Raw genomic sequence first — 24,834 nt, 5'->3', positions numbered from 1 at the left:
TGACCGGACGCCCCGTGTCGTACGGTTTTGAGGAGATGGAAGGGATGCCTCTGCTGTTCCCGGCATCCCTCGAATCGGATCAAAACCGGAGTTGTTGCTGCCCTTGTCGCCCGGCTGAACTCCAAACGTTCAGCTCAACACCGGATCAGCCGAGCGCGAGCAGCTGTGCGCGCAGCGTGTCCGGGTCGCGGGCGGGCAGGTCGCAGGTGCGGCCCCGGCACACGTACGCCGTGCCGTGCCCGCCGCGCCCCTCCAGCACCGGCAGGCCCTCGCCGCGCACGGCGGGCGCGATCACCGTGAACGGCAGCTCGTGCCGCGCCAGTTCCCGCTCCAGCGGGGCGCGTTCGGCCGGGTCGCCCAGCACGGCCACCTCCGTCTCGGGCGAGAGGAGGTGCGCGGCGGCGAACAGCAGGCCGCCCAGCCCGGCGGGCGCGGCCAGCAGCTCCTGCGCGTACGTGCCGACCGCGCGGCGCGCGACGCGCCCGGCGTCCTCATCCGCGAAGTAACGCTCCATCCACACGGCGAGCTGCGTGGCGGCCGCGTGGCTGCTGACGACGGCCGCGTCGAAGAACTCCGGGCGGCGCGTGATCAGCACCTCCTGCCCGCTCGCGGTGGTGTAGAACACGCCCGCCTCGTCGTCCCAGTACTCACGGCGCACCGTGCGCCACAGGGCGCGCGCCCACATCAGGTCGTTCAGGTCCCCGCCCGCCCGGTACAGTTGAATCAGGCCAAGCGCGTACACCGCCTGGTCTTCCAGCAGGCCGCTCACGCGGGCGCGGCCGTCCTTGAAGGTGTGCAGCAGCGCCGACGCGCCCTCCGTCCCGTCCGCATGCGGGTCGAGGAGGTTCGCGCGCACGAAGTCGCGGTTCTGCCGGGCGAGCGTCAGCCAGTGCGCGTCGCCCGTCACGCGGGCCGCGTCCGCCAGGGCGGCCAGCATCAGGCCGTTCCAGCCCGTGAGGACCTTGTCGTCCCGGCCCGGCTGCACGCGCGCCGCCCGGGCCGCGAACAGCCGGGCCCGCGCGTCCCGCACGCGCTCCTGCAGGTCCGTCGGGACGCCGTGCGGCAGGTACGGCACGCTGCGCCGCCCGAACTCGGGCCGGTGCGGGTCCATGAAGTTCCCCTCCGGCGTCACGCCGAACACGCGCGCCATGTCGTCCGCGTCCTCGCCCAGCACGTCCCGGAACTCCTGCGGCGTCCACACGAACGTCAGGCCCTCCACGCCGCCCGAGTCGGCATCCTGCGCGCTGTAGTACCCGCCGTCCGGGGCGCGCATCTCGCGCTCCAGGTACGTCAGGGTGTCCTGCGCGCCCGAGAGCAGCGCGGGGTCGCCGCTCAGCGTGAAGCCGCTCAGCAGGACCCGCACGAGCTGCGCGTTGTCGTACAGCATCTTCTCGAAGTGCGGAACGCGCCACGCCTCGTCCACGCTGTACCGGTGAAACCCGCCGCCCACCTGATCGTAGATGCCGCCGCGCAGCATGGCGTGCATGGCGTGCAGGGCCATGTCTTGCCCGTCCGGCTGCGTGAGCAGGAAGCTGAGCGTCGTCGGGGACGGGAATTTCGGGGCGCGGCCGAAACCGCCGTTCCGCTCGTCGTGCAGGGCGCGCAGGTTCTGCAGCGCGTGCGGGAGCAGGTCGTCCGGCCACGCGTCCGGGCCGGGCCTCGGCACGCTCGCCTCGCGGATGTGTGCCGTGAGCGCCTCCGCGTTCCCCTCCAGCTTGTCGCGGTCGTCGCGCCACGCGCCCGCGACGGACGTCATGACCCGCATGAAGCTCGGCATGCCCTGCAGGTCACGCGGCGGGAAGTACGTGCCCGCGTAGAAGGGCCGCCGGTCCGGCGTCAGGAACACCGTCATCGGCCACCCGCCCGACCCCGTCAACGCCTGCACGGCACTCATGTACAGCCCGTCGATGTCGGGCCGCTCCTCGCGGTCCAGTTTCACGTTCACGAAATTCGCGTTCATGAAGGCCGCCGTGGCCGCGTCCTCGAAACTCTCGTGCGCCATCACGTGACACCAGTGACACGTCGAGTACCCCACCGACAGCAGCACGGGCCGGTCACTGCGCCGCGCCTCCTCGAAGGCCTCGTCACCCCACGCGTACCAGTCCACCGGGTTGTGCATGTGCTGCCGCAGGTACGGACTCGTCTCCTGCGCGAGCCGGTTCAGGTGAGCGTCTTCCGTCATGCGTTCAGGCTACAGGACGCGGCCCCCGGCCGCCCGCCCACGCCCGCCGGGAACACGCACGAAACCTTCAGAGAACGTCCCCTACGGCCCGGCCCGGCGAACCGCTACCATGTGGCATGACGTCGCCTGCCTCCAGCCCAGACCCCAGCCGGGCCGAGACCATCCGCATACGCGCGGGATTCGAACTGCACTTCGAACTGAGCCAGCCCACCCCGATGCTGTTCGTGGTGGAACCCACCGACCGCCCCGGCCAGCGCATCCTCGCGTCCCGCAAACGTATCGTGCCGGACCTACCGCTCGCGCAGCACAGCAGTTACCTCGACCCTCACGGCAACACCGTCTGGCGACTCCTCGCGCCCGCCGGACGACTCGAAGTGTCCCACGACCTGCTCGTCGAAGTGCCCGCCCACAAGGACCCCGTCCTTCCGGACCTCCCCAAGGCGCTCGTGCAGGACCTCCCCAGCCCCATGCTGCACTACCTGCTGCCCAGCCGCTACGTGGACAGCGACCTGCTGTCCGCCGAGGCGTGGCAGCTGTTCGGGCACATTCAGGGCGGCTGGGCGCAGGCTCAGGCCGTCTGCGACCACCTGCAGACGCGCCTGCAGTACGGGGCGGGCAGCACCGCCTCCACCAGCGCCCGCGAAGCGTACCAGTCCGGGTACGCCGTGTGCCGCGACTTCGCGCACGCCGGCGTCGCCTTCTGCCGCGCCCTCAACCTCCCCGCCCGCTACGTGTGCGGTTACCTGCCGGACATCGGCGTGCAGCCCGACTACCGCCCCATGGACTTCCACGCGTGGTTCGAGGTGTGGCTGGACGGCGCTTGGCGCACCTTCGACGCGCGCCACAACGTCCCCCGCGTGGGCCGCATCCTGATCGCCACGGGCCGCGACGCGTCCGACGTGGCCTTCAACACCGCCTTCGGCGGCAGCGTCCTCGCACACATGAAAGTCTGGGGGGACCAGACCCTCGACACGGAACTGCCTCCCCTGGCCGCCGGGTACCCGCATACCCCCACCCCGGAGGGCCTGCGCCTGAGCGCCGAGTGGCTTCAGCGTGACTGAACAGCGCCCCAGTCCCCGACCCACACCGCCCCGCGCGTTCACGTTCCTGCTGAGTGCCGTCCTCGGCGTCGTCGTGTACTTCGCCCTCAAGATCCTGCTCGCCGCGCCCGGCAACGTCCTCGCCCTCGTCTGCCTCGCCCTGATGGGCCTCACCGCCGGGAACCTCGTCCGGCGTCACGGCCTCAACAGCCCCGAAACTGTGTCGGCCGCCGCCGCCATCCTGGTCGGCGCACTCACGGCCCTGCTGCTCCACACCTGAACCGCGAGACGACAGGAGGCCCGGACGACTCCCGTCCGGGCCTCCTGCCCTGAGCCTGCCTGCGCGCCCCACCCGGAACCGGGTCGGAACTCGTCTCGTGCGGTGTTGATCAGGTTCCAAAGATGCCGGGAACAGCACCGACATCCCTTCTTGGGCAAAACGGGAAGAGTGGCGTGGCCAGCCGCGTCCGTTCACGACGATACGCCCTGCAGGACGCCTGCCCGCTTCCACCCCCTCAACACCGTACTTTTCGGTGCTCGCTTCGCTCGGCCGAACTCCGAGAGTTCAGCTCAACACCGTCTTACAGCGCGTCCAGCAGCCGTTGCGCGTCCAGCAGCGACGTGTAGTGCGCGATGCTCACCCGCACCACGCCCTCCGGGTACAGGCCCAGGCGCCGGACCGGCATCACGGCATAGAAGTGCCCGGACGCGGCACTCACGCCACGCTCCCGCAGGCGCGCCGTCGTCACCTCCGGCAGCTCGCCCGCCACGCGGAACCCGAACGTCCCCACGCGTCCCGCCAGATCGTGCGGACCGTACAGCGTCACGCGCGTGTCGCCCGTCAGGCCAGCCAGCAGGTGCGCCGCGACGGGCGACTCCAGTTCCGCCACGCGCCGGAACGCCGCCTCCAGCGCTCCACGGTCCAGCTCGGCGTGGCCGCCCAGTTCCCGCAGGTACTCCAGGCTCGCCAGCCACCCGCAGAGCAGTTCGTACTGCGGCGTGCCGTGCTCCAGCTTCGTGATGTCGTCGTCCGACACGAACTCCAGCTTCGGGACGGGCAGGCCCGCCAGCAGTTCCCGCCGCACGAACAGCACGCCCAGGTGCGGCGCGAACACCTTGTACGGACTGAACGTCAGGAAATCCACGCCCCACGCCCGCACGTCCGGCAGTTCGTGCGACGCCATGTGCACGGCGTCCACCATCACCCACGCGCCAGCCTCCCGCGCCAGCCGCGCCGCCTCCCGTACCGGCGTCCGCACCCCGAACGCGTTGCTGGCCGCCGTGAACGCCACCAGCCGCGTCCGGGTGGACAGCAGCGCCGACAGGTCCTCCACGTGCAGCGTCAGGTCGTCCCGTGCACGCCACACGCGCACCGTCACGCCCACCCGTTCCAGTTCCCGCCAGGGGCTGGCGTTCGCCTCGTGATCCAGCTCGGAGATGATTACCTCGTCGCCCGCACCCCACAGCCGCGCGAACGCCGCCGACAGCCGGAACGCCAGCGCCGTCGCGCTCGGCCCGATCGCGACCTCCTGCGGCTGGGCATTCAGGAACAGTGCCGTCGCCGCGCGCGCCCGGCCCTTCAGGGCCAGCACCTCCGCGCCGCGCGCGTGCCCCGGCATGCTGTTGATGCTCCCGAACCGCGACAGGTACGCCTGCACGGCGTCCAGCGTCCGCTGCGGCACCAGCCCGCCCGCCGCGTTGTCGAGGTACACCAGATCGTCCTGCAGTTGCGGAAACTGAGCGCGAATATCAGCGAGTTGCATGCCGTCAGGCTAGCGCAGCTGCCTCCGACCGGCACTTCAGGGCAGCAGCGCGAGCTGGCCCGCGTGGTGCGTTTCGTGCAGGCTCAGGTGCATCAGCACCCATTCGGGCGTCACGTCGTACGCCTCCAGCCGCCGTGCCCGCCGGAACTCCGGCAGCGTCATGTCCCGGAAGGTGTCGTCCAGCCGGGCGCGCACCCACGCGAGCCGCGCCAGATGGCGCTCCAGCGGCTCGCCCGTCACCACGCTCAGGTGGCCCGCCGCGTCCCGCACGTCATGCGGGAACCATTCCTGCACCGCGTCCGGGAACGGTTCCTGACGCACCTCCGCGTACAGCCAGTCCAGCTCGATGGCCGCCACGTGGTACAGCAGTGTCCCGGCACTGTGCCCCACGGCAGGCTGCCGGTCCAGGTCGGGTGGTCGCTCGGCCAGATGCGCCAGCGTCCGCGCGCGCGCCTCGTGCAGCACCGACAGCAGCACGCCCACCTCCGGCGTGCGGGCCGGGGCGGGCGTGAAGTGCAGCAGGTGAGGCACGCGTCTCAGATGGCGAGGCCTTCGGCGTGGCTGCTGACCTTGCGTCCGGCGAGGTCGTCGGGGCTGTGCAGGCCGTAGTCGCCGCGCACGATCTGACCGGCGGGCAGCTCGATGCGGCTCTCGTTCGCCTCGTAGGGGTCCACCCAGCCCACGTCGTCCAGGGCTTTCTTCCACGCGCCGATGCTCTCGTTCCTGTAGATGGCGTAGGCGGCCATGCCCACATCTGCGCCGCCGCGCGCGATGACGTTCTCCACCCAGGCCCACTTGGCGGACACGTTGCGGAGTTCGGCGGTGGTGCGCAGTTCCTTCTGGATGCGCTTCAGGCGGTTCTCGATGGTCTTCACGCCCGCGAAGGAGTCCTGGAAGTGCGGCGTGTGACGTTTCGGCACGAAGGGGGAGATGCCCAGAGCGATGCGGTTGACTTTGGCGAGTTCCTTGGTGAAGGAGATCAGTTCGGTGATGTCGTCGTCGTTCTCGGGGCCGAGGCCGATCATCATGTACACCTTGAGGCCCTTGAAGCCCAGGTCGCGGCTGATCTGCGCGGTTTTCAGGAGGTCCTCGGTGGTGATGCCCTTCTTCAACCACTGGCGGAGGCGTTCGCTGGGCGCGTCCGAGGCGACCGTGAAGGTCCGCAGGCCGCCCGCCTTGAGGATCTCGGCCAGTTCGGCGTCCACGGTGTCGGCACGGATGCTGCTCACGCCGAGCTTGATGCCGCGGTCCGTCAGGGTGCGGCCCACGAACTTGGTGTGCGGGAAGTCGCTGAGGGCCGCGCCGACCAGGCCGACCTTGGTGACCCAGTCGGGAATGGTGTCCAGCAGTTCCTGCCCCTGGTTGTTGCGGTTCGGGCCGTACATGGTCCGGGCCAGGCAGAAGGTGCAGGGGCGCGGGCATCCGCGCTGCGCTTCGACCAGGAACATGTTGCTCAGCTCGCTGTGCGGCGTGACGATCTGGCTGTACGCGGGCAGCAGTTCCTTGGGGGCCGTCGCCCACTGCGGTTCGTGGCTGTGCCGGGCGGGCAGGAAGATGCCGGGCATGCCGTCCACGAGGTCGTAGAAGTCCTCGCGGGACGTGGCGTCACGCAGCGCTTCCGCGAGGACCGGCACGATCTGCTCGCCGTCCCCGATGGCGATCACGTCCGCGAACGGCGTGAGCGGGTACGGGTTGCTGCTCGTGAGCGGCCCGCCGATCATGACGATGGCGTCGCTGTCGTCGCGCTTCTCGCGCAGCGGGTGAATGCCCGCCAGGTCCAGCGTCCGGATGATGTTCGTCAGGTCCAGCTCGAAGGACACGCTCATCGCGAACAGCTGGCAGTCCCCGGCGTCCCGGCCGGACTCGACGGTCGGCAGGGCCTCGCCCGTCCCCTCGAACGCGTCCGGGTCGTCCGGCAGGAAGGTCCGTTCGCACGCGACGCCGTCCACGTTGTTGAAGAGCCGGTAGATGACCTGATACCCCAGGCTCGCCATGCCGACCGAGTACCGGTTCGGGAAGGCGAGCGTCACGCGGGCCGGAGCCTGCTTGTGAATGGTGCCGATTTCGTCGTCCAGCAGCGGCTTGATTGTTTTTCGCCAGTAACTCAAAAGTCTCCTCTTGGCGAGGCCCAACTCCCCCGCTCACCCCTGGGGACCTGACCTGGCCGTTCTCGCGCCGTGCGCGTCACAGTTCACCAGTCTACCCGGATTCCGCGTGCCGACTGAGGGCCGCGTCACGTCCTGCCCGCACGCAGTTGACAGGAGGGACAGCATGCCCGCCCGGTACTCTGAAGGCATGACCGATACGCTCCGCATGGTTCGCGATACCTCCGTCGAGATCGAGACGCTCCTCACGCGGCTGGGCGCGGTGGGGGCAGGCATGGGCGAGAAGGCGCAGAGCCTCGGTGCGGCGCTGCCGGACGACGTGCAGCGCGACCTGAAGCAGGTGAGTTTCCTGCGGAACCGCGTCATGCACGACGGGATAGACCTCGACCCGGAGGACGAGCGGCGCTTCCGGACGTGCGCGGCGCGTGCCGTGGAGGGCCTGAACGCCCTGCGCTTCGGAGGAGGCCCGGGACCGGCACGTGCCGCCGCGCCTTCCGGGTGGGTGGTGCCGCCCGCGCCCGGTGCGGGCCGCACGCCGGACGGGTCGGTGGAGGGCGCCTTCGCGTCCTTCATCGACGCCGTCACGAAGAAGTACGCGGTGTTCACGGGCCGCGCCCGCCGCCGGGAGTTCTGGATGTTCACGCTGTTCCTGCTGCTGCTGACGATCGTGGCGGCCGTGCTGGACGGCATCCTCTTCAGCGATCTCGGTGACGGCCGGGGGTCCGGGCCGCTGGGCGCGGTGGTGTCGCTGGGGCTGCTGCTGCCGCAGCTGGGGATCACGACGCGCCGCCTGCACGACACGGGCCGCAGCGGGTGGTGGCAGCTGATCGCGTTCGTGCCGCTCGCGGGCCTGATCGTGCTGCTGGTGTTCCTGGCGACCGAGGGCACGCCCAGCAGCAACAGGTGGGGCGAGAACCCTAAACAGGCGCTGGGCAGGGCGAACGGCGCGTACTGACCTGCGGCCCTCGCGGAGCGGGCGGAACGCGGCCGGGGACGGGCAGGTGCGTGTACGGCTGCCATCCCCTTCCTGTAGTCTGAGAAGAGTGAGCGGAAATGTATCGGGAACTCATGTCCGTCACACGCCAGCACGGGCGGCCCACCCGGCCCCACGCCCGACAGGGAGAACCGCATGAACGAATACCTGAACGTCATCCGCAACAACTACGCCAACTTCTCGGGCCGCGCCCGCCGCCGTGAATTCTGGATGTTCACGCTCGTCAACTTCATCATCACGGCCGTCCTGTACGGCCTGTTCGCCGTGACGAGCGGTGTGCTCAGCAGCGGGAGCGCCAGTTCCATGTCCCCCGTCGGCATGCTGTTCGTCGGGCTGCTCAGCATCTACGGCCTCGCCACGCTCATCCCGACCATCGCGGTCACCGTGCGCCGCCTGCACGACGCGGGCTTCAGCGGCTGGTGGTACCTGCTGACCCTGATCGGCCTGAGCATCGTGATCCTGGTGTTCACCGTTCTCGACAGCAAGCCCGGCAGCAACAAGTGGGGTCCCAACCCCAAAGGCCTGAACGAGGCTCCCAAGCCCGCCTTCTGAAGTGCGCGTCCGGGGCGGCCTCCGCGTGGGGGTCGCCCCTCGTCGTGTCTACGGCTGGTCGGGCGCGCCGTGCTCCTGCGGGACGAGGTACAGGTCCGCGCGGTCCGGCTCGCTGTGCAGGCAGCGGGCGCACACCCAGTCGTGCGGCTGCAGGGTGCGTCGCAGGTGCGCCCGGCGCTGCAGGCGCCACCGCCAGTCCACCCACGCGACCGCCGTGGCCCACAGCAGGCCGAGCTGCGTGACCGTCCACAGCAGCACGCGCCCACGGCCCAGCCCGCCGATCAGCAGCAGTTCCGTGCACAGCAGGATCAGACCGGTCATCAGCACGGCGCCCATCACCGGGAACGGCAGCAGCCAGCGGTCCGGGTCCCACACCACCTGCGGGCGTTCCGGAGTCCACGTGTAGCGGTGCCAGCGGATCAGCGGGTGACGGCAGCGGGGGCAGTGCAGCCAGGGTTCATCGGACCAGCCGGGACGACGGAAGCGCGGAGGCAGGGTCATACGCTGCCCGTACCGTACGCCCCTGCTGGCCTGCACGTGAGGGCAGGTGTCGGCCCGAAGTTGCCGGTCCTGCCGCCCAGCCGCTAGACTGCCCGCATGAAGCCTTCGCCCCGTCACTCCGGTCTGGTGATGCGCGGCGTGAGCTGCAGACGAATGCCTGCCTTCCCGGTCACGCGAACTATCAGTGCCTGAGAGCTCCCGCAGCTTTCAGGCGTTCTGCTGCCCCGCGTCCAGACCGGGCCCACCCATGCTGAATCGAAGGAGTCTTATGCACGTCACACTGCCCGACGGGAAACAACTGGAACTGCCCGCCAACGCCACCGCTCTCGACGCCGCCCGCGCCATTGGCCCGCGTCTCGCGCAGGACGCACTGGCCGCCACCGCCGACGGTGAACTGATGGACCTCATGACGCCCCTCCCGGACGGGGCGGCCATCACGCTCATCACCAGGAAGAAGCCGGAGGACGCCGCGCCGCTGTTCCGGCACTCGCTGGGGCACGCGCTGTCGCAGGCGGTGGGGGAGTTCTACGTCGCGAAGGGCTACCCGGCCACAGCCGTGAAGCGCGGCGTGGGCCCCGCCATCGAGAACGGCTTCTACCAGGACTTCGACCTGCCCGAACCGCTCAGCGAGGAGGACTTCCCGGCCATCGAGGGCGTCATGCGCGACATCCTGGCCCGCAACCTCGACATCGTCCGGACCGACGTGGGCAAGGCGGCCGCCCTGGAGCAGTTCAGTTACGACCCGTACAAGGTGGAACTCATCACGGCGCTGCCGGACGACGAGCCGATCACCTTCTACACGCAGGGCGACTACGTGGACCTGTGCCGCGGGCCGCACTTCCCGCGCACCGGGGCGCTCCCCGCCGCCTTCAAGCTCATGAGCACGTCCAGCGCGTACTGGCGCGGCGACGCCAGCAACGCAGCGCTGCAGCGCGTGTACGGCGTGGCCTTCGCGACGCAGAAGGAACTGGACGCGTACCTGGAGCGCTTGGAGGAAGCGAAGCGCCGCGACCACCGCCGCCTCGGCAAGGAACTGGAGCTGTTCACCATCGACCCGATGGTCGGCAAGGGCCTCCCGCTGTGGCTCCCGAACGGCACGATCCTGCGTGACGAGCTGGCCGCCTTCCTGAAGGAGCAGCAGTTCCAGCGCCGCTACCAGGGCGTCATCACGCCCAACATCGGGAACCTCGAACTGTACAAGACCTCCGGCCACTACCAGAACTACAGCGACAGCAACTTCAGCCCCATCACGGTGGACGACGAGCAGTACATGCTCAAGCCCATGAACTGCCCGCACCACGTCCGCATCTACGCCAGCAAGCCCCGCAGCTACCGGGACCTGCCGGTGCGCCTCGCGGAGTTCGGCACGGTGTACCGCTACGAGCAGTCCGGCGAGCTGAACGGCCTGACGCGCGTGCGCGGCTTCACGCAGGACGACGCGCACATCTTCTGCCGTCCCGACCAGCTCAAGAAGGAATTCCTGGACGTGCTGGAACTCACGGTGCTGGTCCTCGGGACGTTCGGCATGAACGACGTCCGTTTCCGCGTGGGAACGCGCGACCCCGGCAACAGCAAGTACGTCGGCAGCGACGAGAACTGGAACGCCGCCGAGACGCAGATCATCGAGGCGGTGCAGGAGGTGGGCCTGCCGTTCACGGTCGAGCCGGGGGACGCGGCCTTCTACGGCCCGAAGCTAGACTTCGTGGTCAAGGACGTGATCGGGCGCGAGTGGCAGCTGGGGACCATTCAGGTGGACTACAACCTCCCGGAACGCTTCGACATCAGTTACGTCGGCGAGGACGGGCAGGACCACCGGCCCATCATGATTCACCGCGCGCCGTTCGGGAGCCTGGAGCGTTTCGTGGGCATCCTGATCGAGCATTACGGCGGGGACTTCCCGCTGTGGCTCGCGCCGCGTCAGATCATGGTGGTGCCCATCGCGGACCGCCACAACGACTACGCGCGCCAGCTGGAGCAGGAACTGCGCGACGCGGGCCTGCGCGCCGAGGTGGACGACTCCAGCAACCGCATGAACGCCAAGGTCCGCAGCGCGGAACTCAGCAAGATTCCCGTCATGCTGATCGTCGGGGACGCCGAGCAGGCGGCGCGGCAGGTCAGCGTGCGCGAACGCACGGCGGAGGGCACCCGGGAGCGCAAGGCCGTGGGCTTCGACGACCTGAAGGCCGAACTGCTCGGCCGGTACGAGACGCGCGCCTGAACCGGGCCGCATGACGAAGGGCGGGCCGCTCTACCCGGAGGTGAGCGGCCCGCCCTTCGTCATGCCCGGTGGGGCTGATCAGGGTGCGGGGTAGTGGGTGACGCGGCGCGGGCGGTAGTACACCTGCGCGCCCGTCTCGACCTGCAGGTCACGGAAGAGGGCCTTGGGCATCTCGGCGCTCACGACGCGTCCAGCGGCGTCCTGCACCTCGATGCGCGCCTCCGACCCCACCAGGTGCACGTGCCGGATGCGGCCCGCGCGGAAGTCCGTGTGGTCGTCGCGGCTCAGTTCGATGTCGTGCGGGCGCGCGTACTCCAGGCGGCCGTCGTCGTGCAGGACGTTCGTCTTGCCGAGGAAGCGGTACACGAACGGTGTGGCCGGGTGGTCGTACACCTCGTCCGGCGTGCCGATCTGCTCGATGCGGCCGTCGTTGAACACCACGACCTGATCGGCGATCTCCAGCGCCTCCTGCTGGTCGTGCGTCACGAAGACGCTGGTGAGGTGCAGGTCCGTGTGGAGGTCGCGCAGCCAGTCGCGCAGTTCCTGCCGGACGGCCGCGTCGAGCGCGCCGAACGGCTCGTCGAGCAGCAGCACCTGCGGGTTCACGGCGAGCGCGCGGGCGAGCGCCACGCGCTGGCGTTGCCCGCCGCTCAGCTGCGTGGGGTAGCGGTGCGCGGCCCAGTCGAGCTGCACGAGCTTCAGGAGTTCCATCGCGCGGGCCTGGATGGTGGCCTTGTCGGGCCGTTCGCGGCGGTTCTTGACGCTCAGCCCGAACGCGACGTTCTGCGCGACGGTCATGTGCCGGAACAGCGCGTAGTGCTGGAACACGAAGCCGATGCCGCGCTCGCCGGGTCCGGCGTTGGTGACGTCCTGTCCGGCGAGGGACACCTGGCCGCTGTCCGGCAGTTCCAGGCCCGCGATGACGCGCAGCAGGGTGGTCTTGCCGGACCCGCTCGGGCCGAGCAGCGCGACCAGTTTGCCGTCCGGGACGTTGAGGGACACGTCGTTCAGGGCCGCGAACGTCCCGAAGCGTTTGCTGATGTGGGTTGCCTGGATGCTCATGCTGGTCCTCTGGGGGGGTGGGGCGGGCGGGTCAGTGTCGTTCTGTGCGGGGGGCTCTGGCTTCCATGACGGCCTTCACGGCGAGCGTGACGAGGGCCATCAGGGCGAGCAGCGACGCGACGGCGAAGGCGGCGGTGGTGTTGTACTCGTTGTACAGGATCTCGACGTGCAGCGGCATGGTGTTCGTCAGGCCGCGAATGTGGCCCGACACGACCGACACCGCCCCGAACTCGCCCATGGCGCGCGCGTTGCACATGATGACGCCGTACACGAGCGCCCAGCGGATGTTGGGGAGCGTGATGCGCGTGAAGGTCTGCCAGCCGCTCGCGCCGAGTGTGAGGGCGGCCTCCTCGTCGTCCTTGCCCTGCGCCTGCATGACGGGAATCAGTTCGCGCGCCACGTACGCGAAGGTCACGAAGGTGGTCGCCAGGACGATGCCGGGCGGCGCGAAGATGATCTTCAGGTCGTGCGCTTCCAGCCATGGTCCCAGGTAGCCCTGACGGCCGAACAGCAGCACGTACACCAGGCCCGAGATGACGGGCGACACGGCGAGCGGCAGGTCGATGAGCGTGAGCAGCAGGCCGCGTCCCGGGAAGCGGAATTTCGTGACGGCCCACGCGGCGGCCACGCCGAACACGGTGTTGAGCGGCACGGCGATCAGGACGGTCAGCAGGGTCAGCAGGATGGCGGACACGGCGTCGGGTGAACGGACGGCCTCCCAGTACGGTCCGGCGCCCTTGGCGAACGCGGCGACGAACACGCTCACGAGCGGCAGCACCAGGAACAGGCCCACCACGAGGAGCGTCAGGGTGACCATCACGGCGGGCCAGACCCGGCGGAGCGGGGAGGGGGTCCGGACGGAGGGCCTGGCCGGGCGTGAGGGCATCTGGGCACTGATGTTACCCTGCCCGGCGGTGCGCGTGCCGGTGCGGGTCATACAGCCGTCCCACTGCGCCGCACGAGGCGCGCCTGCACGGTGTTCGCGACGAGCAGCAGCGTGACGGACACGAGCAGCATCACGACGGCGACGGCGGCCGCCCCCGCGTAGTTGTACTGTTCGAGCTTGCTGACGATCAGCAGCGGCGCGATCTCCGTCTTGAACGGCAGGTTCCCGGAGATGAACACGACCGAGCCGTACTCGCCGACCGTGCGGGCCAGCGCGAGCGTGAAGCCGGACAGCAGGGCGGGCAGCAGTTCCGGCAGGATCACGCGCATGAACGTCTGCACGGGGCTCGCGCCGAGACTCCACGCGGCCTCCTCCTGCTCGTGCCCCAGGTCCTCCAGCACCGGCTGCAGGCTGCGCACCACGAACGGCAGCCCGATGAAGATGAGCGCGATCACGATGCCCGTGCGGGTGTACACGACGCGCAGGTCGTGCTGCGCGAGCAGCTGCCCGATCCAGCCGTTCGGCGCGAGGAGCGCCGTGAGCGTGATGCCGGCCACGGCGGTCGGCAGCGCGAACGGCAGGTCGATGAGCGCGTCGATCAGGCGGCGGCCCGGCACCCAGTAGCGCGTGAGGGTCCACGCGATCAGCAGGCCGAGCAGCACGTTGATGAGCGACGCGGCGAGCGCCGTGCCGAAGGACACGCCCAGCGCGGTCAGCACGCGCGGCGCGCTCACCTCACGCCAGAAGCCCGCGAGGCCCAGCCCGCTCGCGCGCAGGACGAGGCCCGCCAGCGGAACGATCACGAGGACGCTCAGGTACAGCAGCGCGTAGCCGAGCGTGAGGTTCAGGCCCGGCAGCACGTGCCGCCGGGTGCGGCCGGTGGGGGCGGGGAGGGGCGCGGCGGGGCTCGTCACGTTCAGCGTCCGGTGTAGATCTGGTCGAAGAGGCCGCCGTCACCGAAGAACTTCGGCTGCGCGACCTTCCAGCCGCCGAAGGTGGCGATGGTGAACAGGTTGACCTTCGGGAACTGCGCGGCGTACTTCTTCGCCACCGCCTGATCGCGCGGGCGGTAGTAGTTCTTCGCGATGATGTCCTGCCCCTCGGGGCTGTACAGGTACTGCAGGTACGCTTTCGTGACGGCGGCCGTGCCGTGCTTGGCGACGTTTTTGTCCACCACGGTGACGGGTGGTTCGGCCAGCACGCTGACGCTGGGCGTCACGATCTGGAAGTTGCCTTTCCCGAGTTCACGGGTGGCGAGGAGCGCCTCGTTCTCCCAGGCGATCAGGACGTCGCCGATGCCGCGCTCCACGAAGGTGGTGGTGCTGCCGCGCGCGCCGGAGTCCAGCACGGGCACGTTCCGGTAGAGCTTCTGCACGAAGTCCTTGGCCTGCGCTTCGCCGCCGAGCTTGCGGGTGGCGTAGCCGTAGGCGGCGAGGAAGTTCCAGCGGGCGCCGCCGGAGGTTTTGGGGTTGGGGGTGATGACCTGCACGCCGGGTTTGACGAGGTCGGGCCAGTCCTTGATGTTCTTGGGGTTGCCCTTGCGGACGAGGAAGACGATGGTGCTGGTGTAGGGGGTGCTGTTGTACGCGAGGCGCGACTGCCAGGTTGGCGAGATGAGGCCCTGCGCGGCGATGGCGTCGATGTCGGAGGCGAGGGCGAGGGTGACGACGTCGGCGTCGAGGCCCTCGATGACGCTGCGGGCCTGCGCGCCGCTGCCGCCGTGGGAGGCGTTGATCTTGACGGTGTCGCCGGGGTGTTTGGCGGCCCAGAGTTTGGTGAAGGCGGCGTCGATGTCCTGGTACAGTTCGCGGGTGGGGTCGTAGGAGACGTTCAGGAACGTGATGTTCGCGGCGGTGGCGGTGGTGGTGGCGAGGGCGACCGTCAGCAGGGCGCGGGTCAGCAGGGTGCGGGTGTGGGGCATGTCGGACTCCGTGGTCGGGGGGCAGGGCCTGGCCGGTGGGCGGGCCTGTGGGGTGTTGGGGGTGTGGGCGGGTCTGCGGCGCGGGCGCACGAACGGTTCAGGCGTGGGGACAGGGACAGTTCATGATCGCCTCCGGCCGTGATGGGTTCCACAGCTTTGGGTATTGTAACGATAAGTTGATTAAAATTGTCAACTGCTTTCTGGACAGGTGCAGGAACGGTGAATCCGCCCACAGACGCCCCGCCGCGCCCTCCTGTACGCCCTCCGAACGCCCGTTGGACCGCGTTCAGACGGTGGGGGAGGGGGCCGACAGCGGCAGGTGGCCGGGGTGCAGGCCCCCGGGCAGCAGCCGACCCAAGCAATAGACAACTTCTGTCAACTATTCTCCCGGCGACGTAAGCTGACCCTGACCACCCCACCCCCACCCAGGCGGCCCCACCACCCCACGCCGCCGCCCACCCCCAGGAGGCACCGCATGCCGCACTTCGAGACGCTCACCGTCCACGCCGGCCAGACGCCCGACCCCACCACCGGCGCGCAACAGGTCCCCATCTACCCCACCAACAGCTACGTCTTCCAGAGCGCCCAGCACGCCGCCGACCTCTTCGCGCTGCGCGCCTTCGGCAACATCTACTCGCGCATCATGAACCCCACCAACGACGTGCTCGAACAGCGCGTCGCGGCCCTCGAAGGCGGCGTCAGCGCCGTCTCCGTCGCCAGCGGCCACGCCGCACAGTTCCTCGCCATCACCACCCTCGCCCGCTCCGGCGACAACATCGTCTCCACCCCCAACCTGTACGGCGGCACCGTCAACCAGTTCCGCGTCACCCTCGAACGCCTCGGCATCGAGGTGCGCTTCACCGGCAGCGACGAACGCCCCGAAGACTTCACGGCCCTCATCGACGACCGCACCCGCGCCGTGTACCTGGAAACCATCGGCAACCCCGCCCTCAACATCCCCGACTTCGAAGGCATCGCCGCCGCCGCGCACGCGCAAGGCGTGGCCGTCATCGTGGACAACACCTTCGGCGCGGGCGGCTACTACGCCGCGCCGCTCCGCTGGGGCGCGAACGTCCTCGTGGAGAGCGCCAGCAAATGGATCGGCGGCCACGGCAACGGCATCGGCGGCATCGTCGTGGACGGCGGCAACTTCGACTGGGGCAACGGCCGGTACCCGCTCATGACCGACCCCAGCCCCAGCTACCACGGCCTGAACTTCTGGGAGACCTTCGGCGAAGGCAACGCACTCGGCCTGCCGAACGTCGCCTTCGCCATCCGCGCCCGCACCGAGGGCCTGCGCGACCTCGGCGCGACGCTCGCTCCGCAGCAGGCTTGGCAGTTCCTGCAGGGCCTCGAAACGCTCGCCCTGCGCGCCGAACGGCAGGCCCACAACGCCCAGCGCCTCGCCGAGTGGCTGCAGACGCAGCCGGACGTGAGCCGCGTCACGTACCCCGGCCTGCAGAGCCACCCGCACCACGAACGCGCCCTCAAGTACCTGCCGCGCGGTGCGGGCGGCATCCTCACCTTCGAACTGCGCGGCGGCCGCAGCGCCGGAGAGGCCTTCATCCAGCACGCGCGACTCGCGCAGCACGTCGCGAACGTCGGCGACACCCGCACCCTCGTCATCCACCCGGCCAGCACCACGCACAGTCAACTGAGCGGCGAGGCGCAGACCGCCGCGGGCGTCACGCCGGGCCTCGTGCGCGTCTCGCTCGGCATCGAGCACATCGAGGACATCATCGCGGACGTGCAGCAGGCCCTGACCTCCAGCCTCACCCCCGCCTGAACGCCCCCACCAGCGTGCTGCCGCGTGCCCTGATCGCCATCCGGGCGCGCGTCAGCGGCGCACGCGGAGTGGGGCTGCGCCGAACAGCGAACACCGCAGCGCGTCCCGCGCCGTGGTCAGTGCCGCGTCCAGGTCCGGGCCGCGCTCCGCTGCCGCCCGCAGCCACACTGCGCCCGCGTGGTTCCGCCCGCACGCCAGGATGCCCGGCACGCCCGGCCAGTCCTCGCCGTCCGTGCCGTCCTGACGGCCCACCCTGTCCGGCCCGCCCACCCACACGCCCGACGCGCTGAACGCCCGGCCGCCCAGCAGGCCCGGCACGTCCAGCGCCTCCTCCTGCGGGCGCAGGTCCACCCGCTCCAGCGCCACCGGCCGCCCCGCCAGCCGCACTTCCACGCGCGACCGGTACTGCCGGAACTGCAGGCGTTCCCCCATCGCCACGCGCCCCACCGCGAGCGACTCCGTCATCCCGAACTGCGCACCCTCCGCCACGTCCACCTGCACCGACTGCCGGAACGCGCTTCCCGCGAAGGGAATCGTGCGCTCCGGGTGGTACTCCAGCCGCCCGCCCTCCGCCACGCTGAACTGCACGTCCTGCACGGCCTCCAGCCCTTCCGGGTGCGGCTGCACGCGCGTCGCCGACTGCGTGAGCAGCAGCACGCGCGCGCCCTCGCCGACCGTCACGCGGATGTCGGCGTGGTCGCCGCCCAGCACGCCGCCCGTCGGGTTCACCACGAACGCCATCAGCGTCCCGCACGGCAGCTCGAAGGGCCGCACCACCATCAGCGGCGCCTTCTGCACGTCGCGCGTCAGCACCGTCCGCCCGCCCCGCACCCCGAACTGCAGGTGCAGCACCCCCTCGCGCGTGGACCGCCCTGCCTCCGACAGGGCCACCGTCGCGGGAGCCAGGGTCACGAGGGACGCGCCGCCAGGCCCGACACGATGCCCGGCACGTCCTCGAACAGCAGTTCCCGCCGGATCCACGCCACGATGTCCTGCACGCCCACCCCGCGCTTCAGGTCGCTGAACACGAAGGGCTTCTCGCCGCGCCGTGCCCGCGTGTCCGCGTCCATCACGTCCAGGCTCGCGCCCACCAGCGGCGCGAGATCCACCTTGTTGATCACCAGCAGGTCCGACGCCTGAATGCCGGGACCGCCCTTGCGCGGCACCTTCTCGCCGCCCGACACGTCCAGGATGAACAGCCACGCGTCCACCAGCTCCGGCGAGAAACTGCTCGCCAGATTGTCGCCGCCCGACTCCAGAAAGATGATGTCCAGGCCCGGCACGTCCGCCTCCAGCGCCTCCACCGCCTCCAGATTCAGGGACGCGTCCTCACGGATCGCGGTGTGCGGGCACCCGCCCGTCTGCACGCCCCGGATGCGTTCCGGCGGGAGGGCCGCCGCGCGCGTCAGGATGCGCTGATCCTCGAAGGTGTAGATGTCGTTGGTGATGACGCCCAGCTCGTAGCGGTCCCGCATCTCGCGGCACAGCACTTCCAGCAGCGCCGTCTTGCCGCTCCCCACCGGGCCGCCCACCCCGATCTTCACCGGGCCTGCCGTCCTGAATCCTGCCGTTGTCGTCATGTCGGTCCTCACGATTGAAAGAGTCTCACGTCCAGCGACGCCTGCTCGCAGGCCGCCACGTCCAGCGTCGGCGCGAAGCCGCCCAGGTCGTCCGGCGTGACCGTCAGCGCGGCCCGCACGCACGCCAGTGCCGCGCCGTCCAGGTCGCTCACGGCTCGCTGCGCGTCCATCCCGCCCAGCCGCATCAGGCGCGTGGCCGACACGGCCCGTCCCAGCAGCCACCCGCTCACGAAGGCCGCCACCGCGTCCTCCTGCGTCGCCCCCAGCTGCCGCGCCACCAGCCCGAACGCCGTCGCGTGATGCCGCGCCCCCACCGCGCGCCCGCCCGGCCCCGGCACCAGCTGCGGCCACAGGCGGCCCGCCGCGCGCATCACGTTCACGCCCACGCGTGCACTCGCGTTCCGGGTGGACGCCACCGGCTTCAGCAGGTCCAGCAGCGCGTCCAGGCGCTCCAGCCCCGGATGGGCAGCGCCGCCCGCTCCGGCGTCGTCCGTGACCGCCCATGCCAGCGCACACGCCCCCGGATCGCACCGCCCCCACCCCTGCACCAGCTGCCCGTGCAGGAACGCCCGCAGGTCCCCCGCGTCCCGCACCTCGCCGCGCACCACCAGCGTCTCCAGCCCGTCGCTGAACGCGTACGCGCCCGCCGGAAACGCACTGTCCGCCAGCTGCAGCAGCCGCAGCAACGCCAGCGTCGTCATCCGGCACCGCCCCCGGCTGCGGGCGCCGCGCCACGCCGCGTCACTCGTCCTCCCACGACGGCCGCCCCAGGAACGGCCGCGACTGCCGCTCGAACGGCACGCCCAGCCGCGTGAGCAGCAGCTCCACCGGCGCGTCCCACAGCACCAGCAGGTCCGCGCCGTCCTCCACCACGTCCCGGTGCAGGTTCCCCACCGCGTGCGCCACCCGCACCGCCTGCGACACCCCCGCAGGCCGCACCGCCGCCACGTCCTCCGGCGCGGCCTCCACCACGTACGCCACGTCCCCCCGCCGCTCCAGCATCCCGCCCGGCGCGAGGTACGTCCCCGTCGGAAAGGCCAGCAGCAGCTCCGCCCCGTCCGGCGCGATCAGTCGCCGCCGCACCCGCCGCCGGTCCAGCGCCGTCATCGGCACCCGCACCACCCGCCCCGTCAGCTCCGGCGGCCCGGCCGGGCAGAGCGTCCCGCCCGCCAGCGGCACACGCAGCGCACTCAGCTTCACGCCGGCCAGCCCTCGCCCCGCACGAAGCGGTACCACGCGTCCAGCCCCTCACCCGTCCGGCTGCTCACCTCCAGCACCCGCACCCCGGGCCGCGCCCGGTCGATGTTCTCCAGCGCCAGCGCCCGGTCGTACCCCACGTGCGGCGCGAGATCCATCTTCGTGACCACCACCACGTCCGCCGTGTTGAAGATCGTCGGGTACTTCAGCGGCTTGTCCTCACCCTCCGTGGTCGAGAGCAGCACCACCCGCGCCGACTCGCCCAGATCGTAGCTGGCCGGGCACACCAGATTCCCCACGTTCTCCAGCAGCAGCACGTCCAGCGCTGTCAGGTCGAAGCGGGGCAGCACGCCCTGCACCATGCCCGCATCCAGATGACACACGGTGCCCGTCACGATCTGCTCCGCCTGCACCCCATGCTGCCTCAGCCGCACCGCGTCGTTCTCGGTGGCGAGGTCCCCCACCGCCACCGCCAGCCGCGTCCCGGACCCCAGGTCCCGCGCCGTGCGTTCCAGCAGCGCCGTCTTGCCCGCACCGGGGCTGCTCGCCAGATTCAGCACGCGCAACCCGTGCGCGGCGAAGGTGGCGCGGTTCTCGGCGGCGACCGCGTCGTTCGCCTTCAGGATGTTCTGCCGCACCGTCACGATGCGCGGAATGGATGTCGTCATGCGTCCTCCAGTTCAGGTTCAGCCAGCTCCAGCTCGTCCAGCTCCAACTCGTCGCCCTGCACCAGCTCCGGCGTGCGCGCACCGCAGGCGGGGCAGCGCAGGCCGCGCTGCAGACTCAGCTCCACCCGCCCATGCACCGCGCACATCCCCACCCCCGGCACGCTCTGAATGCTCAGCCGCGCCCCCTCCAGCAGCGATCCCTCGGCACACGCCGGAAACGCCGCCCGGAGCGCCTCCGGCACCACCGCCGACCACTGCCCCACACGAACCGTCAACGCGAGCACCCGGCCACCGCCGTTCTCCAGCGAGACCGCCTCCGCCACACGGATCAGGTCGAGAGCGATGGAAGCCTCATGCATGACGAACGAGGGAACAGCATTCAGGACGGCCCGGCCACACGACGAGACGATCTGCAGAGGGAGCGGTGAGGCCAGCCGCCCCTCCCCGCCCGCCTGTCGTGACGGAGAGTCGTCCGAAGCTCTGAGGGCCTGAAGTCTCTGCCGGGAGCATCAGAACAGAAAATACTTCTGCGTCATCGGCAGGGTCTCGGCGGGTTCGCAGGTGACGAGTTCACCGTCTACCCGGACCTCGTAGGTCTCGGCGTTCACCTGGATGTCGGGCGCGGCGTCGTTCAGAATCATGTCCTTCTTGCCGATGCTGCGCGTCTCCGACACGGCGCTGTAGCGGCGGCCCAGGCTGGGCAGGTTCCCTTCCTGCAGGCTCACGCCCGACACGAAATGCAGGCAGGTGGCGTCGATGCCGCCGCCGAAGGCCGCGAACATCGGGCGGGTGTACACCGGCTGCGGCGTGGGGATACTCGCGCCCGGGTCGCCCATCTGCGCGGCCACCACGAAGCCGCCCTTGAGGATCATCTGCGGCTTGACCCCGAAGAAGGCGGGCTTCCACAGCACGAGGTCAGCCAGTTTGCCCACCTCGACGCTGCCCACCTCACGGGCGATGCCGTGCGCGACGGCGGGGTTGATGGTGTACTTGGCGATGAAGCGCCGTGCGCGGAGGTTGTCGGCCCGGCCGTACGGTTCGCCGTTCAGCGTGCCGCGCTGCACCTTCATCTTGTGGGCGGTCTGCCACGTGCGGGTGATGACTTCCCCGATGCGGCCCATGGCCTGGCTGTCGCTGCTCATCATGCTGAACACACCCAGGTCGTGCAGCACGTCCTCGGCGGCGATGGTCTCCGGCCGGATGCGGCTCTCGGCGAAACTCACGTCCTCGGGAATGCGGGGCGACAGGTGGTGGCAGACCATCAGCATGTCGAGGTGCTCGTGGATGGTGTTCACGGTGAACGGCATGGTGGGGTTGGTGCTGCTCGGCAGCACGTTCGGCAGGCCCGCCACCCGGATGATGTCGGGCGCGTGTCCGCCGCCCGCGCCCTCGGTGTGGAAGGTGTGGATGGTGCGCCCCGCGAAGGCCCGGATGCTGTCCTCGACGAAGCCGGATTCGTTGAGGGTGTCGGTGTGGATGGCGACCTGCACGTCGTACTCGTCGGCCACGCTGAGCGCCGCGTCGATGGCGGCGGGGGTCGTGCCCCAGTCCTCGTGGAGTTTCAGGCCGAGCGCTCCGGCGCGGATCTGTTCCGCGAGGGGCGCGCGGGTGCTGGCGTTGCCCTTGCCCAGCAGCCCGAAGTTGAGCGGCAGCCCGCTCAGGCTTTCGAGCATGCGGTGGATGCTCCACTCGCCCGGCGTGCAGGTCGTCGCGCTCGTGCCTGCCGTGGGGCCGGTGCCGCCGCCGATCATGGTGGTCACGCCACTCTCCAGCGCCGTCCAGGCCTGCTGCGGCGCGATGAAGTGGATGTGGGTGTCGACGCCGCCCGCCGTCAGGATGTGCCCCTCGCCCGCGATGATCTCGGTGCTGGCGCCGATGGTCAGGCCCGGCGTCACGCCGTCCTGGGTGCCGGGATTGCCCGCCTTGCCGATGGCATGAATGCGCCCGTCCCGGATGCCCACGTCGGCCTTCACCACGCCCCAGTGGTCGAGGATGATGGCGTTGGTGATGACCACGTCCGGCACGCCGTCTTCCCGCACGGCGGTGCTGCTCTGGCCGAGGCCGTCACGGATGACCTTGCCGCCGCCGAATTTCACCTCCTCGCCGTAGGTGGTGTAGTCGCGCTCGATCTGGATCAGCAGGTCGGTGTCGGCGAGGCGCACGCGGTCGCCGGTGGTGGGGCCGTACAGGTCAGCGTACTGGCGGCGCGTGAGTTTCATTCGGTCCCCTTGAAGCCCGCTGCCCGCGCCCGGTCCAGCGCCGTTTCCCGCATGCCTGCCGCGTCCAGTTCTCCGCTGACCAGCGCGTTCATGCCGTACACGGTGCGGGTGCCGCCCAGTTCGACGAGTTCCACGTCGCGTTCCTCGCCCGGCTCGAAGCGCAGGGCCGTCCCGGCGGCGATGTTCAGTCTCCTGCCGTACGCGGCCTTCCGGTCGAAGTTCAGCGCGCCGTTCACCTCGAAGAAATGGAAGTGGCTGCCCACCTGGATGGGCCGGTCGGCGGTGTTGGCGACCCGCACGGTGGCCGTGCCTCTGCCCGCGTTCAGTTCCACGTCGCTGTCTTCCAGCAGGTACTCGCCTGCCACCGTGCGGCTGTGCCCGCCGCGCACCGGGTCGTGGATGGTGACCAGCTTGGTGCCGTCGGGGAAGGTCCCCTCGATCTGGATGTCGTGCAGCATCTCCGGCACACCGTCCATCACGTCGTCGGCGCTCAGGATGGTCGCGCCCCAGCTCATCAGGTCCTGCACGCTGCGGCCGTCGCGGATGCCTTCCAGCACCTCGGCGGTGATGAGGGCCACGGTTTCGGGGTGGTTGAGTTTCAGGCCGCGCGCTTTTCGCTGGCGGGCCAGTTCGGCGGCCGTGAAGATCAGCAGCTTGTCTCGTTCTCGTTCGGTGAGGTTCAAGGTGCCTCCTGTGGGGTGGTCTGGACTTCAGGGTAGGGGGTGGCCGTGCCGGGTGTGAACAGAATTCTACACAGGTGATCACCTCGGGCGGGTGTAAGCCTCCTAACGCCCGGTTGTCTGTGCAGATTGTTAAAAAATATATTTACAAAATGCAATACTCATGAGGCGAGGGGACGGAACACGCCACCAGGCGTGCCGCTTGTCACCCGTTCACGCACCCGCCCGGCATCCGGGCCGCACGACGACCACCGCAGACCTCACAGGGGGAACACATGAGCCACAGCAACCGCCGCCAGCGTCACCTGACCCTTCTTCTCGCGCTGGGCCTGACCGCCACCGCCAGCGCCCAGAACACCGTGAAGGTCGGCGTGCTGCACTCGCTGACCGGCACCATGAGCATCAGCGAGATCACGGTCGCCAACGCCGCCCAGCTCGCCGTGGACGAGATCAACGCCAAGGGCGGCGTGATGGGCAAGAAGATCGAGGTCGTCAAGGAAGACGGCGCCAGCGACTGGCCCACCTTCGCCACCAAGGCCGAGAAGCTGCTGACGCAGGACAAGGTGGCGACCGTCTTCGGCGGCTGGACCAGCGCCAGCCGCAAGGCCATGCTCCCGGTCTTCGAGAAGAACAAGGGCCTGCTCTTCTACCCGGTGCAGTTCGAAGGCAACGAGTGCAGCCCCAACATCATCTACACCGGCGCTCAGCCCAACCAGCAGGCCCTCCCCGCGCTGGAATGGGCGCTCAGCAAGGGCTACAGGAACATCTTCCTGCTCGGCAGCGACTACGTGTACCCCCGCACCGCCAACCTGATCCTGAAAAAGCACATCACCGCCATGAAGGCCACGCTGGCCGGCGAGGAGTACGTCCCGCTGGGCGGCACCGAGTTCAGCAGCGTCATCAACAAGATCAAGGCCGCCAAGCCGCAGATCATCATCAACACCCTCAACGGCGACAGCAACGTGTCGTTCTTCAAGCAGTACCAGGCGGCCGGGTACACGGCGGCCAGCCTGCCGGTCATCAGCTTCTCGATTGCCGAGCAGGAAGCGCAGAGCATCGGGCCGGCCCTGCTCACCGGCCAGTACGCCACCTGGAACTACTTCCAGAGTCTGCCGAACGCCTCGAACAAGAAGTTCGTGGCCGCGTACCAGGCCAAGTACGGCAAGGGCGCGGCCATCACCGACCCGATGGCGCACGCCTACATGGACGTGTACCTCTGGAAGGCGGCCGTCGAGAAGGCCAGGAGCTTCGACCCGGCCGCCGTGCGCAAGGCCATCGTGGGCGTGAGCGTCGACAGCCCGCTCGGCAAGATCACCGTCGACGCCAACGGTTCGCTGACCCAGGCGGTCTACACCGGCATCTCGGGCGCGGGCGGTCAGTTCAAGGTGGTGTCGCAGAGCAAGGGCGTGGTGGCCCCGCAGCCCTACGACGCGCTGGCCTTCCCCGGCAAGACCTGCCCCTGAGCTGAACAGATGAACCG

General features: G+C 69.9%; 24 protein-coding genes. 7 read left to right on the top strand and 17 right to left on the bottom strand.

The window, feature by feature from the left end; genetic code table 11:
• Nucleotides 1-145: 145 nt before the first annotated feature.
• Nucleotides 146-2,182, bottom strand: coding sequence for a thioredoxin domain-containing protein (locus IEY33_RS15480; RefSeq protein WP_229671064.1), 2,037 nt, complete (start codon nucleotides 2,180-2,182; stop codon nucleotides 146-148).
• Nucleotides 2,183-2,298: 116 nt separating this feature from the next.
• Between IEY33_RS15480 and IEY33_RS15475 the strand changes: the two genes are divergently transcribed.
• Nucleotides 2,299-3,243 (top strand): transglutaminase-like domain-containing protein, encoded by a 945-nt coding sequence (locus IEY33_RS15475; RefSeq protein ID WP_188964191.1) that lies wholly within the window; start codon nucleotides 2,299-2,301, stop codon nucleotides 3,241-3,243.
• Nucleotides 3,236-3,502, top strand: a complete 267-nt coding sequence (locus tag IEY33_RS15470) for a hypothetical protein (RefSeq protein WP_188964190.1) — start codon at nucleotides 3,236-3,238, stop codon at nucleotides 3,500-3,502. The genes IEY33_RS15475 and IEY33_RS15470 overlap by 8 nt, the downstream gene beginning before the upstream one ends.
• Before the next feature lie 301 nt (nucleotides 3,503-3,803).
• On the opposite strand, the gene IEY33_RS15465 is transcribed toward IEY33_RS15470, so the two are convergent.
• The 3 genes from IEY33_RS15465 to IEY33_RS15455 are packed head-to-tail and all read right to left on the bottom strand — an operon-like array spanning nucleotide 3,804 to nucleotide 7,093.
• Complete coding sequence (locus IEY33_RS15465) at nucleotides 3,804-4,985, bottom strand: cysteine desulfurase-like protein (protein WP_188964189.1); 1,182 nt, start codon at nucleotides 4,983-4,985, stop codon at nucleotides 3,804-3,806.
• A gap of 36 nt (nucleotides 4,986-5,021) precedes the next feature.
• Nucleotides 5,022-5,516 (bottom strand): DinB family protein, encoded by a 495-nt coding sequence (locus IEY33_RS15460; RefSeq protein ID WP_188964188.1) that lies wholly within the window; start codon nucleotides 5,514-5,516, stop codon nucleotides 5,022-5,024.
• A gap of 5 nt (nucleotides 5,517-5,521) precedes the next feature.
• Nucleotides 5,522-7,093, bottom strand: coding sequence for a B12-binding domain-containing radical SAM protein (locus IEY33_RS15455; RefSeq protein WP_188964187.1), 1,572 nt, complete (start codon nucleotides 7,091-7,093; stop codon nucleotides 5,522-5,524).
• Nucleotides 7,094-7,280: 187 nt separating this feature from the next.
• Between IEY33_RS15455 and IEY33_RS15450 the strand changes: the two genes are divergently transcribed.
• Both IEY33_RS15450 and IEY33_RS15445 read left to right on the top strand, forming a co-directional pair.
• On the top strand, nucleotides 7,281-8,045 hold the full coding sequence (locus tag IEY33_RS15450) for a DUF805 domain-containing protein (RefSeq protein ID WP_229671063.1): 765 nt from the start codon (nucleotides 7,281-7,283) through the stop codon (nucleotides 8,043-8,045).
• 174 nt (nucleotides 8,046-8,219) lie between these two features.
• Nucleotides 8,220-8,636 carry a DUF805 domain-containing protein gene (locus tag IEY33_RS15445; RefSeq protein WP_188964186.1) on the top strand — a complete coding sequence of 139 codons (417 nt, stop codon included), beginning with the start codon at nucleotides 8,220-8,222 and terminating at the stop codon, nucleotides 8,634-8,636.
• Nucleotides 8,637-8,684: 48 nt separating this feature from the next.
• On the opposite strand, the gene IEY33_RS15440 is transcribed toward IEY33_RS15445, so the two are convergent.
• A complete protein-coding gene (locus IEY33_RS15440; RefSeq protein ID WP_188964185.1) occupies nucleotides 8,685-9,137 on the bottom strand; it encodes a hypothetical protein in 453 nt (150 codons plus the stop codon).
• A 268-nt stretch (nucleotides 9,138-9,405) separates the two neighbouring features.
• On the opposite strand from IEY33_RS15440, the gene thrS reads away from it, so the two are divergent.
• On the top strand, nucleotides 9,406-11,355 hold the full coding sequence (gene thrS / locus IEY33_RS15435; protein WP_188964184.1) for a threonine--tRNA ligase: 1,950 nt from the start codon (nucleotides 9,406-9,408) through the stop codon (nucleotides 11,353-11,355).
• Between the two features lie 78 nt (nucleotides 11,356-11,433).
• On the opposite strand, the gene IEY33_RS15430 is transcribed toward thrS, so the two are convergent.
• The 4 genes from IEY33_RS15430 to IEY33_RS15415 are packed head-to-tail and all read right to left on the bottom strand — an operon-like array spanning nucleotide 11,434 to nucleotide 15,224.
• Nucleotides 11,434-12,417: a sulfate/molybdate ABC transporter ATP-binding protein gene (locus tag IEY33_RS15430; protein ID WP_188964183.1), complete on the bottom strand. Its 984-nt coding sequence runs from the start codon at nucleotides 12,415-12,417 to the stop codon at nucleotides 11,434-11,436.
• Between the two features lie 31 nt (nucleotides 12,418-12,448).
• The gene (gene cysW, locus IEY33_RS15425) at nucleotides 12,449-13,354 is read right to left on the bottom strand and encodes a sulfate ABC transporter permease subunit CysW (protein ID WP_229671062.1); all 906 of its coding nucleotides are present in this window, start codon (nucleotides 13,352-13,354) and stop codon (nucleotides 12,449-12,451) included.
• Nucleotides 13,351-14,217 carry a sulfate ABC transporter permease subunit CysT gene (gene cysT, locus IEY33_RS15420; RefSeq protein ID WP_188964182.1) on the bottom strand — a complete coding sequence of 289 codons (867 nt, stop codon included), beginning with the start codon at nucleotides 14,215-14,217 and terminating at the stop codon, nucleotides 13,351-13,353. Before cysT ends, cysW begins: the two co-directional genes overlap by 4 nt.
• Nucleotides 14,218-14,219: 2 nt before the next feature.
• Complete coding sequence (locus tag IEY33_RS15415; protein ID WP_188964181.1) at nucleotides 14,220-15,224, bottom strand: sulfate ABC transporter substrate-binding protein; 1,005 nt, start codon at nucleotides 15,222-15,224, stop codon at nucleotides 14,220-14,222.
• 475 nt (nucleotides 15,225-15,699) lie between these two features.
• Between IEY33_RS15415 and IEY33_RS15410 the strand changes: the two genes are divergently transcribed.
• Nucleotides 15,700-17,010 carry an O-acetylhomoserine aminocarboxypropyltransferase/cysteine synthase family protein gene (locus IEY33_RS15410; protein WP_188964180.1) on the top strand — a complete coding sequence of 437 codons (1,311 nt, stop codon included), beginning with the start codon at nucleotides 15,700-15,702 and terminating at the stop codon, nucleotides 17,008-17,010.
• Between the two features lie 51 nt (nucleotides 17,011-17,061).
• Here IEY33_RS15410 and IEY33_RS15405 read toward each other — a convergent pair whose 3' ends face one another.
• The 8 genes from IEY33_RS15405 to IEY33_RS15370 all read right to left on the bottom strand — a co-directional run bounded on the left by IEY33_RS15405 (nucleotide 17,062) and on the right by IEY33_RS15370 (nucleotide 23,357).
• Entirely contained in the window at nucleotides 17,062-17,922 is an 861-nt protein-coding gene (locus IEY33_RS15405) for an urease accessory protein UreD (protein ID WP_229671061.1), read from the bottom strand.
• Nucleotides 17,919-18,590 carry an urease accessory protein UreG gene (gene ureG / locus IEY33_RS15400; RefSeq protein WP_188964179.1) on the bottom strand — a complete coding sequence of 224 codons (672 nt, stop codon included), beginning with the start codon at nucleotides 18,588-18,590 and terminating at the stop codon, nucleotides 17,919-17,921. Before ureG ends, IEY33_RS15405 begins: the two co-directional genes overlap by 4 nt.
• Before the next feature lie 8 nt (nucleotides 18,591-18,598).
• A complete protein-coding gene (locus tag IEY33_RS15395) occupies nucleotides 18,599-19,291 on the bottom strand; it encodes an urease accessory protein UreF (RefSeq protein ID WP_188964178.1) in 693 nt (230 codons plus the stop codon).
• A gap of 40 nt (nucleotides 19,292-19,331) precedes the next feature.
• On the bottom strand, nucleotides 19,332-19,790 hold the full coding sequence (locus IEY33_RS15390) for an urease accessory protein UreE (RefSeq protein WP_229671060.1): 459 nt from the start codon (nucleotides 19,788-19,790) through the stop codon (nucleotides 19,332-19,334).
• A complete protein-coding gene (hypB, locus tag IEY33_RS15385) occupies nucleotides 19,787-20,455 on the bottom strand; it encodes a hydrogenase nickel incorporation protein HypB (protein WP_188964177.1) in 669 nt (222 codons plus the stop codon). Before hypB ends, IEY33_RS15390 begins: the two co-directional genes overlap by 4 nt.
• Nucleotides 20,452-20,814 carry a hydrogenase maturation nickel metallochaperone HypA/HybF gene (locus tag IEY33_RS15380; protein WP_188964176.1) on the bottom strand — a complete coding sequence of 121 codons (363 nt, stop codon included), beginning with the start codon at nucleotides 20,812-20,814 and terminating at the stop codon, nucleotides 20,452-20,454. The genes hypB and IEY33_RS15380 overlap by 4 nt, the downstream gene beginning before the upstream one ends.
• 150 nt (nucleotides 20,815-20,964) lie before the next feature.
• Nucleotides 20,965-22,674 (bottom strand): urease subunit alpha, encoded by a 1,710-nt coding sequence (ureC, locus tag IEY33_RS15375; RefSeq protein ID WP_188964175.1) that lies wholly within the window; start codon nucleotides 22,672-22,674, stop codon nucleotides 20,965-20,967.
• Nucleotides 22,671-23,357, bottom strand: coding sequence for an urease subunit gamma (locus IEY33_RS15370; RefSeq protein ID WP_188964174.1), 687 nt, complete (start codon nucleotides 23,355-23,357; stop codon nucleotides 22,671-22,673). The genes ureC and IEY33_RS15370 overlap by 4 nt, the downstream gene beginning before the upstream one ends.
• Before the next feature lie 272 nt (nucleotides 23,358-23,629).
• Between IEY33_RS15370 and urtA the strand changes: the two genes are divergently transcribed.
• Nucleotides 23,630-24,817 carry an urea ABC transporter substrate-binding protein gene (gene urtA / locus IEY33_RS15365; RefSeq protein ID WP_188964173.1) on the top strand — a complete coding sequence of 396 codons (1,188 nt, stop codon included), beginning with the start codon at nucleotides 23,630-23,632 and terminating at the stop codon, nucleotides 24,815-24,817.
• Nucleotides 24,818-24,834: the final 17 nt, after the last annotated feature.

The organism is Deinococcus aquiradiocola, from assembly GCF_014646915.1.
GTDB lineage: Bacteria > Deinococcota > Deinococci > Deinococcales > Deinococcaceae > Deinococcus > Deinococcus aquiradiocola.
This window is presented reverse-complemented; position numbering and strand designations above follow the sequence as displayed.

Coding starts and splice junctions, on each gene's coding strand:
- hypB (WP_188964177.1), bottom strand. CDS start 20,455: ATGACGACATCCATTCCGCGCATCGTGACGGTGCGGCAGAACATCCTG.
- IEY33_RS15410 (WP_188964180.1), top strand. CDS start 15,700: ATGCCGCACTTCGAGACGCTCACCGTCCACGCCGGCCAGACGCCCGAC.
- IEY33_RS15395 (WP_188964178.1), bottom strand. CDS start 19,291: ATGACGACGCTGGCGTTGCTGCGGCTGCTGCAGCTGGCGGACAGTGCG.
- ureC (WP_188964175.1), bottom strand. CDS start 22,674: ATGAAACTCACGCGCCGCCAGTACGCTGACCTGTACGGCCCCACCACC.
- cysW (WP_229671062.1), bottom strand. CDS start 13,354: ATGACCCGCACCGGCACGCGCACCGCCGGGCAGGGTAACATCAGTGCC.
- IEY33_RS15445 (WP_188964186.1), top strand. CDS start 8,220: ATGAACGAATACCTGAACGTCATCCGCAACAACTACGCCAACTTCTCG.
- IEY33_RS15380 (WP_188964176.1), bottom strand. CDS start 20,814: ATGCATGAGGCTTCCATCGCTCTCGACCTGATCCGTGTGGCGGAGGCG.
- IEY33_RS15430 (WP_188964183.1), bottom strand. CDS start 12,417: ATGAGCATCCAGGCAACCCACATCAGCAAACGCTTCGGGACGTTCGCG.
- IEY33_RS15480 (WP_229671064.1), bottom strand. CDS start 2,182: ATGACGGAAGACGCTCACCTGAACCGGCTCGCGCAGGAGACGAGTCCG.
- thrS (WP_188964184.1), top strand. CDS start 9,406: ATGCACGTCACACTGCCCGACGGGAAACAACTGGAACTGCCCGCCAAC.
- ureG (WP_188964179.1), bottom strand. CDS start 18,590: ATGACGACAACGGCAGGATTCAGGACGGCAGGCCCGGTGAAGATCGGG.
- IEY33_RS15475 (WP_188964191.1), top strand. CDS start 2,299: ATGACGTCGCCTGCCTCCAGCCCAGACCCCAGCCGGGCCGAGACCATC.
- urtA (WP_188964173.1), top strand. CDS start 23,630: ATGAGCCACAGCAACCGCCGCCAGCGTCACCTGACCCTTCTTCTCGCG.
- IEY33_RS15450 (WP_229671063.1), top strand. CDS start 7,281: ATGACCGATACGCTCCGCATGGTTCGCGATACCTCCGTCGAGATCGAG.
- IEY33_RS15440 (WP_188964185.1), bottom strand. CDS start 9,137: ATGACCCTGCCTCCGCGCTTCCGTCGTCCCGGCTGGTCCGATGAACCC.
- IEY33_RS15465 (WP_188964189.1), bottom strand. CDS start 4,985: ATGCAACTCGCTGATATTCGCGCTCAGTTTCCGCAACTGCAGGACGAT.
- IEY33_RS15415 (WP_188964181.1), bottom strand. CDS start 15,224: ATGCCCCACACCCGCACCCTGCTGACCCGCGCCCTGCTGACGGTCGCC.